This window comes from Streptococcus parasanguinis, from assembly GCF_032163505.1.
Taxonomy (GTDB): Bacteria; Bacillota; Bacilli; order Lactobacillales; family Streptococcaceae; genus Streptococcus; species Streptococcus parasanguinis_V.
Genome location: NZ_CP134147.1, coordinates 1,869,154 through 1,880,771, shown reverse-complemented (window position 1 = coordinate 1,880,771; position 11,618 = coordinate 1,869,154). Strand labels below are relative to the sequence as shown.

9 protein-coding genes are annotated in these 11,618 nt (G+C 44.5%); all 9 read left to right on the top strand.

The window, feature by feature from the left end; genetic code table 11:
- Positions 1-109: 109 nt before the first annotated feature.
- The gene (locus RIN70_RS09350) at positions 110-1,114 is read left to right on the top strand and encodes a sugar transferase (RefSeq protein ID WP_070659278.1); all 1,005 of its coding nucleotides are present in this window, start codon (positions 110-112) and stop codon (positions 1,112-1,114) included.
- Positions 1,115-1,338: 224 nt separating this feature from the next.
- Positions 1,339-2,556 (top strand): accessory Sec system protein translocase subunit SecY2, encoded by a 1,218-nt coding sequence (gene secY2 / locus RIN70_RS09345; protein ID WP_195623591.1) that lies wholly within the window; start codon positions 1,339-1,341, stop codon positions 2,554-2,556.
- A gap of 8 nt (positions 2,557-2,564) precedes the next feature.
- The gene (gene asp1, locus RIN70_RS09340) at positions 2,565-4,154 is read left to right on the top strand and encodes an accessory Sec system protein Asp1 (RefSeq protein ID WP_195189319.1); all 1,590 of its coding nucleotides are present in this window, start codon (positions 2,565-2,567) and stop codon (positions 4,152-4,154) included.
- Positions 4,147-5,691 (top strand): accessory Sec system protein Asp2, encoded by a 1,545-nt coding sequence (gene asp2 / locus RIN70_RS09335; RefSeq protein WP_195623590.1) that lies wholly within the window; start codon positions 4,147-4,149, stop codon positions 5,689-5,691. The genes asp1 and asp2 overlap by 8 nt, the downstream gene beginning before the upstream one ends.
- On the top strand, positions 5,688-6,158 hold the full coding sequence (asp3, locus tag RIN70_RS09330) for an accessory Sec system protein Asp3 (RefSeq protein ID WP_021153996.1): 471 nt from the start codon (positions 5,688-5,690) through the stop codon (positions 6,156-6,158). The genes asp2 and asp3 overlap by 4 nt, the downstream gene beginning before the upstream one ends.
- A 25-nt stretch (positions 6,159-6,183) precedes the next feature.
- Positions 6,184-8,568 carry an accessory Sec system translocase SecA2 gene (gene secA2 / locus RIN70_RS09325; RefSeq protein ID WP_080713437.1) on the top strand — a complete coding sequence of 795 codons (2,385 nt, stop codon included), beginning with the start codon at positions 6,184-6,186 and terminating at the stop codon, positions 8,566-8,568.
- A gap of 11 nt (positions 8,569-8,579) precedes the next feature.
- The gene (gtfA, locus tag RIN70_RS09320; RefSeq protein ID WP_313790557.1) at positions 8,580-10,094 is read left to right on the top strand and encodes an accessory Sec system glycosyltransferase GtfA; all 1,515 of its coding nucleotides are present in this window, start codon (positions 8,580-8,582) and stop codon (positions 10,092-10,094) included.
- On the top strand, positions 10,078-11,433 hold the full coding sequence (gene gtfB / locus RIN70_RS09315; protein WP_155124585.1) for an accessory Sec system glycosylation chaperone GtfB: 1,356 nt from the start codon (positions 10,078-10,080) through the stop codon (positions 11,431-11,433). Before gtfA ends, gtfB begins: the two co-directional genes overlap by 17 nt.
- Entirely contained in the window at positions 11,426-11,617 is a 192-nt protein-coding gene (gene asp4 / locus RIN70_RS09310) for an accessory Sec system protein Asp4 (protein WP_003003066.1), read from the top strand. The genes gtfB and asp4 overlap by 8 nt, the downstream gene beginning before the upstream one ends.
- Position 11,618 lies beyond the last annotated feature (1 nt).

The window sequence follows — 11,618 nt, the reverse complement described above, 5'->3', positions numbered from 1 at the left end:
GAGGAAGTTTTCGTTGAGGGATATGAAAAAGGTTACTTTGTGAAAAGCTCTGTTTGCCTTCATATCTTCAGAAAATATGGGATTAAAAAAGAAGAGTCAGAGGAAAGAGATGAAAATCCATTTTACAAATCTATTTGGGCAATCTTCGAAAAGTGTTGCCCTGATGGCACAAAACGATATTATGAATGTCGTTCGTGAACTTGGGGTTAATGAATTAGGGATCTACTTTTATGATCATAGCAATGAACCAGCTAGCGAATTGAACTCGCGAATGGATGGGATTTTAGCAGGCGTTGCTTTTGGGGATATTGTCTTCGTTCAATCTCCTTCTTGGAATGGAATTGAGTGGGACCGCCGTTTGGTTGATAAGTTAAAACTCCTTCAAACCAAGCTGGTCATGTTTATCCATGATGTCCCACCACTCATGTTTGAGAGCAATTATTATCTAATGCCTAACTATATCGACATGTACAATCAGAGTGATCTGGTCGTTGTTCCGTCAGAGCAAATGTACCATCGTCTAGTATCAGAAGGACTCACAGTGAAAAAATATGTGGTCCAAAAGTTGTGGGATTTGACCCACAGTTTGGATCTCTATACTCCACAATTTGAGAAAAAACTGATCTTCTCAGGGAATCCGTCGCGTTTCCCACATATCATCGATTGGAAATATGAGACACCCCTTCATGTCTATACCGAACCAGTTGAAGGAGTCGATTATTCTAAGGTCCATATGGAAGGCTGGCGGACCAAGCAAGAGTTGCTTCTCGAGCTTTCCAAGGGTGGTTTTGGGCTTGTCTGGGGAAATTCTGAGAATCCTGAGGATGAGCGGGATTACTACAAAGAAAATATTTCCTACAAACTATCGACTTATCTATCTGCAGGTCTTCCGGTAGTAGTGCCAGACTATTTGTCAAATGCAGACTATATTCGAGAAAAAGGACTCGGCTTTGTAGCTTCCAGTCTTGAAGAAGCCAATCGTTTGGTCCAAGACTGTACAGAAGAAGAGTATGCTCAAATGGTCCGAAAGGCTCAATATACTTCTTATTTGATCCGCAATGGCTATTTTACAAAGAAATTATTTGTCGATACCATCATGGCTTTAGGAGAATAATATCCAAGTAAACAAGATTCTTCAGATAAACATCTGAAGGATTTTTTGTTGAATACGGTACCAAATGGGGAAATTGAAATATTATCAAATATTAGTGACAAATGAGTTTGGAAAAGTCGCAAATTATGGTAAAATAAGTTGAGATAAAATGCTCTAAAGGCACATATTTTAAGGCTGTTTCCCAGGTGGAAGAGTCAAAATGAGTAAGAGAAAGTTTAAAAGAAATGTTAAAACGATCTGAAGTAGGAAAGAGATTTTGTTGGACGATATTTTTCGTCTTTATTTATGTTTTGGGAAGTAAAATTTCCCTGCCTTTTGTTGACTTATCAAAGGCCCTGAGACTCAATGAGGGAACGACAACGGGTTTGCAGCTCTCAAGCGCTGTGATGGGGGGAAACCTCCGCGGAATGTCGATCTTTTCGATCGGTCTATCGCCATGGATGTCTTCCATGATTTTGTGGCGGATGTTTACCGTTTCAAAACGCTTTAACCTTGAAAAAACCAGCACGGAGATAGTGGAGCGGCGAAAGATGTACGTGACCTTGGCGCTCGCCATCGTCCAGTCTTTGGCAGTGGCCATGTATCTCCCCTTGAAGACAGGGTTGAACTCCGGACTTGTCATTGCGGTCAACACCATGATTATGGTAGCCGGAGCCTTCTTTTTAGTTTGGCTCTCCGATCTAAATGCCGCTTTGGGGCTTGGAAGTTCTGTGGTGATCATGATGGCTGGGATGGTTATGTACCTGCCAGAAGACGTGATGCAGACCCTTTCAAATGTCAACAATATCCCAGAAATCGCTTATGTTCTGGGTGTGATTTTCATCTTGATTTTTGTCTATGTGGCAGTCTTGGTGGAATATTCCAAGTACCAGATTCCTGTCAATAAATTAGGGATCCACAACAATTTGAAAAGTTATACTTTTTTGGATATCAAGCTCAACCCTGCAGGAGGGATGCCCTTCATGTATGCCATGACCTTGGTGTCCATTCCTCAGTATGCCATGCTCTTGATCTTGTCTATGGATTCCAATGCCAAGTGGGCTGCTCGTTTAGCCAAACACTTGGTGATGGGAGATCTGATTTGGATTCTTCTTTACATTCTGATGATCGCCCTTCTCTCTTTTGCTTTCGCCTTTGTCAATGTGAATGGAGAAGAAATTGCAGATAAGATGATGAAGGCTTCCGAGTATATCGATCATGTCTATCCTGGAGCAGATACACGTCGCTATATCAATAAAATTGTGCTACGCTTGACGGTTTTTGGGACCTTGTATCTGATCCTTTTCACGGCGCTTCCTTTTTCTCTCTTGTTATGGGATAAGGATCTCTTGCGCTTGACCATGATTCCAGGAACCTTCCTCATGTTTGTCGGGATGATTTACAATATCCGAGAAGAAATTCGTGCCCTTCGTGTGAATCAACGTTATACAAGAATATTCTAGGAGTAACCATGTATTATTTTGTACCAGCCTGGTATGGAACGGACCGCATCTGGCAGCAAACAGCTACCCCTTGGTACTGGATGCGAGAGTCCATTGAATTTGACGATACCATTAATCAAGTTCGTATTTTTCAAGAAGCAGAAATGGATCGGATCTTATTGTTGCCTCAATATAGTCCACAACTGCGCTATTTTTTACACCGCCAAGATTTGTTAGAGACAGATGTGCTATCGATTTTTGATAAGATCCAACAGGTTCCGTCTGATTTGGCTATGCGCCCAGTTCAGCTTCAGGACATCGAATGGCCGAGTGAGACCACTTTTTCCTATACTCCCTTTTTGGTGATGGCGTTTCGAAAGGGCCACCACCTAGCGAAAATTGATATGGGAGTGGATGGAAACCTTCTCTCTTTGACCCGTTATAAGAATGACGAGATCAGCTACATCGAGTACTTAGATGATCGTGGCTTTATCTCTAGTAGAATCTACTACAATGAGGGAAAACCCTATTTCCAAGAGTATCTGAGTTTTGATGGGCAATGGGTTTTGAGAGAGATGTTGATCGAAGAGAACCACTCCGTCATGGTTAATGAAGCTTTCTTTCATGCCTTCAAAAAAGAAAGCTATGCCAATATGGGAGACGTTGTCGCTGAAAAAATGAAGGAGCAGCTAGCAACCTTGGTTCCAGGACGAGATCAGTTGGTTTTGGCAGCTCATCCAGCAAATTTGGCTTTTTTACAAGATACAGCAAGTAGTGTTAAGAAAGTCTTGTCTTTCTACGGGGATCGCCAGCCCTTGTCTGCCGAAAACTTTGCCCTCTATTTTGATATGATTGATGCTCAGCTCTTGATTACAGATAGTGAAAAAACCAAAGAAGCGATTGGGGTCTTTTCTCCTAGCTTGGCTCAGAAGACACACCGGATTACCTCTTTTGACTCCCGCCTCCGTTTGGGCTCTAGTCAGGAGCGCAAGGAATCGAAGATTTACTTTTATGTCAATGAAGTCGAGCTTCCAAGTAAGAGCCAGCTCAAGAAGGTTTTGGAGGTCTTGGCGCAACATCCTTTATTTGAAGTTGTTTTTGCATTTTACAATGGATCACCGGAGCGTGTTAAGGAATTAGAAGGGCAACTCGAGGAATTGATCGCTAGCGAGCAGGACTTGCATCTGGTTCAATCACCAGCCCAAATGGAAGGGCTTGGGGAAAACCAGATTATCGATGAAGAGTCCGTACAAGACGCACCGGACTATCGCTTTGTAGTTAAGAATTTTTCAAATGAAAATGACATTATTCAAGAGTTGGAAAAAACCCGCTTGATCGTAGATTTAAGCGAGGAACCCAACCTCTACACGCAGATTGCAGGGATCTCTGCTGGGATTCCACAGGTCAACCGCGTCCAGACAGAATATGTCGATCATTTGAAAAATGGCTATGTCTTATCAAAGGGAGACAAGGAATTAGAAAAGGCGATTACTCACTTTTTATTGGAATTGAAGCCTTGGAACGAAGCCTTGGTCTACTCGATCGAAAAAATTCAAGAATACACCGGTCAACGCTTGATCGAGAAATGGGAAGGATGGATGAAAGAACGTCATGGATAAAAAACAACAAATACCCCATATTCTCCAAATCGGCTCAAGCAGTTGGCAGGATCAGGTGGAGCTTCCTGCTGGACTAGGCTGGCACTTTTTTCAAGCAACCACTCTTCCATCGCTCAAAGAGTATATGGAAGAAGAAGAAATCTCCAAATTCAAAGCCTTGATCCTAGAAAAGCCAGAAGATTTATTAGCTTTAGGAGAAGACCTGGCTTATTTCCAGCCTTATACTGTTTTTTATGATCAAAGCCATGAACTAGAGGCGCCTTCTGACGAATTGGCCCACCTCTTCAGGCTCAAGCAAGCAAAACCCTGGGATTTCTCAAACAAACATCAATTTCTCTATGTCTTAGACCGCTTTTTATACGACAATCAATATGGAGATGCCTTTACGGTTCGTGACCTGCGAGTGAGACCTGATTTTGCTGGCCAGCAAACGGTGCTGGGGCAACATTTTCTGAAGCTAGATGGATCATACGGTGAAGAGTTTACACCGATTGCTCAGTGGGTCTACAACTACGTGTATGATGCTAGCCGTCCCATCAATTTTTGGTTGGAATATGAAAAAGATCCAAGCTGTCAGCTGCAATTGCGGATTCAATTTTACCGCTTTGGTGCTCTGGGAGAGTGGGTCAAAGATGCAGTCTTTTCAGAAGAAGAGATGGCGCAACCACTAGAATTGGATGGAGCAGAACCTTATTACCTAGCCTTTTCGCTGGAAGCAAAAGGAGAAGGGACGCTTACGATCGGAGCCTTGCATAAGCGCTTGTCACATGGTCCTTTAGGAGAGATGACCGTAGGAGCTAAGACGCTACGGGACCACAAACGCCAAGAAATTTTTGCTTATTTCCATCCTGGCGATATGAAGCCACCTTTAAACATTTACTTTTCTGGGTATCGTCCGGCTGAAGGTTTTGAAGGGTTTGGGATGATGCGTGCGATGGGGAGTCCCTTTATTCTCTTTTCTGACCCAAGACTGGAAGGTGGATCCTTCTATATGGGCTCAGAAGAATTGGAAAATCAAATCACTGCTTTTATTGATCAGCACTTGGACTTGCTCGGCTTTGAGCCAAAAGATATGAATTTCTCTGGCTTGTCCATGGGGACCTTTGGTGCCCTTTACTATGGGGCTCTTTATTCTCCTCATGCGATCTTGGTCGGAAAACCTATTGTCAACCTGGGGGATGTCGCTGCCAACCTGAAATTTAAACGCCCAGATGAGTTTGGAACATCCCTAGACATGATGCAGTTGATCATTGGTCAAGTGTCGCAAGAAGGGATCGGTCAGCTCAATCAACGTTTCTGGGACCGGTTTGACCAGGCAGATTTCAAGGATACGATTTTAGCCCTTGCCTATATGAGGGATGATGACTACGACCAGCAAGCTTATCCAGATATTTTAGAGGCCTTGTATGAATTGCCGGTTCGTATTATCAGTACTAGCCGCGCCGGTCGACACAATGATGCGAGTGGTCCGATCATTGAGTGGTTTGTGACCCAGTACAAAGAAATCATGGAAAGAGACTTTGGAAGAAACCAATGATAAAAATAAAAGAAAATGAAAGCAGACGAATCTACTGGGGCGATACCGTTCTGGCAGATTATCTTTGGGGGTCGACCATTCAAGCGACTGACCAAGGAAGCGTTCAGTTTCAGAACCCCCTCATGCCATCTGGTCAAGTGCTGAAAACTTGGCATTCGCAGACAAATTTTGGCGCAACTCGTCAAATTCCCAGTCTGCCCCTGCTCAAAAGAGAGCAAGATTATGAATTGGTTATCACGATGGAAGCGACTCCTGCTCATACCGTTATGGTAGAAATCGTCTTCAAAGATCGCTTTGGAGAGGTCGTTGGCCGTCGAGTAACCGCAGAAGGTCGCTTGCCGTTTACCTATCCAGATCAAGCATACGCTTATGAAGTACGCTTGCTTAGTGCAGGTTTGCAAGAGTTTACCTTCCACTATTTCACGATTCAACCAATATCGTCTGAGGGAGCAGAAGTTCTCGAATAGACGAACATCACTGCAAAAAAAGAGGATTACATTGGATTACGTTAAATTAAGAAACATCAAAAAAATCTTAAAAGAAGTCAATAGCTGGAAGGATGACATGGCCCGCTTGACGGATCGACAACTACAGGAGAAGACTGTGGAATTTCGGGAACGACTAGCAGAGGGCGAGACCTTGGATGATCTCTTGCCGGAAGCATTTGCGGTTGCGCGGGAAGCTGATAAACGGGTCTTGGGCATGTTTCCTTATGACGTGCAAGTCATGGGAGGAATTGTCCTCCACCAAGGCAATGTCGCTGAAATGAATACCGGTGAAGGAAAGACCTTGACGGCAACTATGCCGGTTTATCTCAATGCCTTAGAGGGCAAAGGGGTCATGGTTATTACGACCAATACCTATCTGGCAACTCGGGATGCAGAAGAGATGGGACAGGTCTACCGCTTTTTGGGCTTGACTGTCGGCGTTCCTTTAAAACAATCTGAAGACGAAGAATTAGATCCAGAAGTCAAACGGGAGATTTACCGGTCAGATGTCATTTACACGACCAATACTAGTCTGGGCTTTGACTATTTAACAGAGAACTTGACGGCTTCGGCAGATGGCCAGTTTTTAGCTGACTTCAATTACGCCATTGTCGATGAGATTGATTCGGTGCTTCTAGATAGTGCCCAGACTCCCTTGATTATTTCTGGTTCTCCTCGGGTTCAGTCCAACCTTTATGGGATTATTGATACCCTGATCCAAACCTTCAAAGAAGGGGAAGACTTCAAGTTTGATGAAGAAAAGAAACGAGTTTGGTTGACTCGAAAAGGAGCTCATGCAGCAGAAGCCTTTCTAGCCATTCCCAACCTCTATGATCCCCAATACCGTGACTTGGTCCGCCATATCAGCCTAGCCCTGCAGGCCAATAAAAACTTTATTAAGGATAAGGATTATGTCATTCATCCCAATGTTGAAGGGCAACCGGAGATTGTCTTACTAGACCAGGCGACGGGTCGCTTGATGGAAATGACGCGCTTGCAAGGAGGACTCCACCAGGCGATTGAAGCTAAAGAGGGCCTCAAGCTGACCCAAGAAACACGGGCCATGGCTTCTATTACTTACCAAAACCTCTTTAAGATGTTTCGGAAGTTGGGTGGCATGACCGGGACTGGGAAGGTCGCTGAGGCAGAGTTTCTTGATACCTATGCCATGTCAGTGATCAAGATCCCAACCAATCGCAAGAAGATCCGCAAGGATTTGCCGGATGAAATCTATCAGACCTTGCCGGAAAAAATCGTGGCTTCCTTGGATTATGTGAAGAAGGTCCACGAAAAGGGCAATCCGATTCTGGTCTTTGCCGGATCGGTTGAAATGTCGATTCTTTATTCGAACCTTCTTTTGCGGGAAGGAATTCCACACAATCTTCTCAATGCCAACAATGCTCCTCGAGAGGCCCAGATCATTAAGGAATCAGGTCGAAAAGGAGCTGTGACGGTTGCGACCTCAATGGCCGGTCGGGGAACCGATATCAAGTTGGGACCAGGAGTCGCTGAGTTAGGTGGCTTGGTGGTTGTTGGGACTGAGCGGATGATGAACCAGCGGATTGACCTTCAAATTCGGGGACGTTCAGGTCGCCAAGGAGATCCCGGTTTGACCAAGTTCTTCGTCTCTTTGGAAGACGATTTGATGAAAAACTGGGGGCCAGACTGGATCCAGGATACCTATCAAGACTATGATGTGGATGAGCGGATTGGTTCAGCCAAAGCTCTGACCAAGCGCAAGTATAGAAACTTGGTGGAACGGGCCCAAAATGCTAGTGAAAGTTCTGGTCAGGCCAGTCGTCGGATGACGTTAGAATTTGCGGAAAGCATGAACATTCAGCGTGCCATCGTCTACGAAGAGCGCGACCGCTTGATCAAACAAGAAGGACGCTTGGATGATATCGTTGAAAAAGTGCTTCGTTCCGTCTTTTCAAGTGTAGCCCATAAAAAAGAATACAAGGAACCGGTAGCTTTTTATCGCTATATGTTAGACAATGTGAGCTACCAAGTGGATCCAGAAAAGGCCCACCAAACCTTCCGTAGCAAGAAAACCAAAGAAAATTTCTTATGGGAGATTGCTAAAAGTGAGTTAGAAGCTAAGTATGAGATCCTAGGCACCGATGAGGTGATCGCCCAATTCCAGCGCATGGCCATCCTAAAAGCTATCGATGAAAACTGGGTTGAGCAGGTAGACTATCTGCAACAATTGCGCATGGCGCTCTCTGGTCAGTACACCAGTCAGAAAAACCCTTTGGTAGAATTTTTCCAAGAGGCCTACCAATCCTTTGAACGAATGAAAGAGGCGGCCAAAGAACAAATGGTCCGCAATCTCTTACTAAGTCGAGTAGAAATCAATAAAAAAGGGGAAATTGTCTTGCATTTCCCATAAAAGAGGACATTATGACAGTATACAATATCAACCTTGGAATCGGTTGGGCCAGCAGTGGTGTTGAGTATGCCCAGGCCTACCGTGCCCAGTTGTTACGCAATATCCATCAACCAGCCAAGTTTGTCTTTATGGATATGATTCTAGCCGATAATATCCAACATTTAACAGAAAATATCGGTTTTAAAAATGATGAAATCATCTGGCTCTATAGCCATTTTACAGATATAAAAATTGCGCCAACGACCTATACCATTGATCAGGTCTTAGCAGGATTTGCCGGAAAACCGACTCGGGAAGAAGTCGATGGTAAGATCAAGCGCTTCTTTTATGAGGACCAGGACAACTTTTTGACCTGCTACCTGCGCGAAGAAAACAGTCCCCATGTCGAACGCTGTGAGTACGTGTCTAGAGGGATTTTAGTGAGAAAGGATTATTTCTCCTATACCCGCTATTGTACCGAGTACTTCATTCCTAAGAACAACCAAGCTAACTTGATTGAGCGCCGCTTTTACAATGAAGACGGGACAGTTGCCTACAGCATGCAGATGGCAGATGGCCGCGAGATCTATCGTTTTCCAGATCGCTACCTAGTTGGTCGCCAAGAATTGATCCGCTACTTTATGCAGACCCTTCAATTGACCAAACAAGATCTGGTGATTTTGGATCGGGAAACCAATATTGGTCAGCCTATCTTTGAAGAAGCGCAAAAAGCCCGCCTGGGTGTGGTCGTCCATGCCGAGCACTTCAGTGCCAATAATGTCGATGATCAGTATATCTTGTGGAACAACTACTACGAGTACCAATTTACCAATGCAGACAAGGTAGACTTCTTTATTGTCGCGACTGACCGCCAAAAAGAAATCTTGGCTGAGCAGTTTGCCAAATACACCAACCATCAGCCGGCTATCTATACCATTCCAGTTGGGAGTCTTGCAAGCTTGCCACAAAACGAAAATCGCACCCCATTTTCTATGATTACCGCCTCTCGTTTGGCGACAGAAAAGCATATTGATTGGTTGGTGCGAGCAGTGGTTCGCGCCAAAAAAGAATTACCAGAACTGTCTTTTGACATCTATGGAAAAGGTGGAGAAGAAGGTAAGCTACGGTCTCTAATCGATGAATTGGGGGCAGCAGACTATATCCATCTCAAAGGGCATGCCAATCTAGAGGAAATTTATAAGAACTATGAAGTTTACCTATCAGCGTCGACCAGTGAAGGTTTTGGGTTGACCTTGATGGAGGCGATTGGTTCGGGTCTACCGATTATCGGTTTTGACGTTCCTTATGGCAATCAGACCTTTGTCACAGAAGGTAAAAATGGCTATCTCATTCCGCCTTCAGCAGATCAAGTGGTCGACCAGATTGCTTCTGCCTTTGCGGAAAAAATGATCCAGCTATACAAAAAAGATGATCTAGCCAGCATGCGTCAAGCATCTTATGCGCGTGCAGAAGACTTTTTGACCAGCCGAGTAGAAGAAGCTTGGGCACAATTGATAGAAGAGGTGACACATGCTGAACGTATTTGATAGTTATTCTCGTGAAAGCCAAGACCTGCTCCACTCCATGAAAGAGTCTGGTTTTGACCATCCGACCGTTGTTTTGGAGCCAAATGGTTTCTTACCAGACGGTGTCGAGTCTCCCTTTATTTATTTCTTAGGACAAGCAAAAGGAGAGAAGCGGGGACGCTACTTTAATGAAGTTCCAGTTCCTGATTTCTGGGAAGTTTCTGGGGATAATAGTTCGGGAAAAGTGACCTACTATGGTCAAGAAAAGGCTCGAATTGTGTACCACGCTGCTTCCTACAAACGCATCGTCGAGCGCTTAGAGTGGTTAGATGACAAGGGACAAGTGGTCATGATTGAGCACTACGACCAATACGGTCGTAAGATTGCCGTAACGACTTGTGGCGATCAGGGACAGTATTTGGTGACTACTTATTTTGAAGGGGATACCGAGCGCTTGACAGAAAATCACCAAACAGGGGATTTGATCTTGACCTTGGACCATCAACCCATGCGGATTTTCAAGAATCGCTTAGATTACTTTGTCTTTTATCTAGAGTATCGTGGTTTTGATCTAGATGGTTTGGTCTACAATACGCTGGCTACCTCCTTTAGCATTAGTCTCCAGCTCGGCAATAAAGGCATCAAAGGACGCGACGTCTTGGTGTGGCAGGAGCCGCTTCACGATAGCCTTCCAGGCAATATGCAGTTGATTCTAAAGAGCCCAGAAATCCGGACCAAGAAGATCTTGATTCCGCAAAACGCGACCTATCATCGCGCTTTGCAGTTGACCTCGCAAGATCAGCATAGCTATTTTGGACCTCTTGGCTACCTGTATGATTTCAAGGTGAAAGACGATATCCGTAAAGACGCCTTTGTTTTGACTAATTCGGATCAGATCGAAGCCTTGACCTACCTAGTAGAGAACTTGCCGAATGTGACCTTCCGTGTGGCAGCTTTGACGGAGATGTCTGCTAGTCTTCTATCTATGGTTCGCTATCGAAATGTGGTCTTGTACCAAAATATCAGTCAAGGGCGGATCAAAGAGTTGCTTAAGGTCTCTAGTATTTATCTGGATATCAACCACTATGCAGAGGTGCAAGGCATTGTTCGTAAGGCCTTCGAACACCAGCAAGTCATCCTTGCCTTTAGCCATACTTTGCATGACCGCCACTTCCTCGCACAAGCCAATATCTTTGATCAAGGAAAAGAAGCAGATATGGTGGCCCGTATCCAGGAAATCTACCAATCTGTGGATAACTACAGAGAAGCCGTCGCGCAACAAATTGCCCAATCAAGTAGCGTTGAGCCAGCTGTTTTCAAAGCTCGCTTGCAAGAAGGGATAGGTGGACACAGTGAGTGATCGTAAGAAAGATTTATTTTACAAAGAAGTAGAGGGACGAATGGAGTCTCTCAAACGCCGTCCTGCCGAAAAAGAAAAGACGACACGTTCTGAAAAGATCAATGTCACTTTTAATGTGATCATTGGTTTGGTGATTTTGTTGGGAGTTATTTTTACCCTCTTCAGAGTGTTAGGAGGATCCTAAG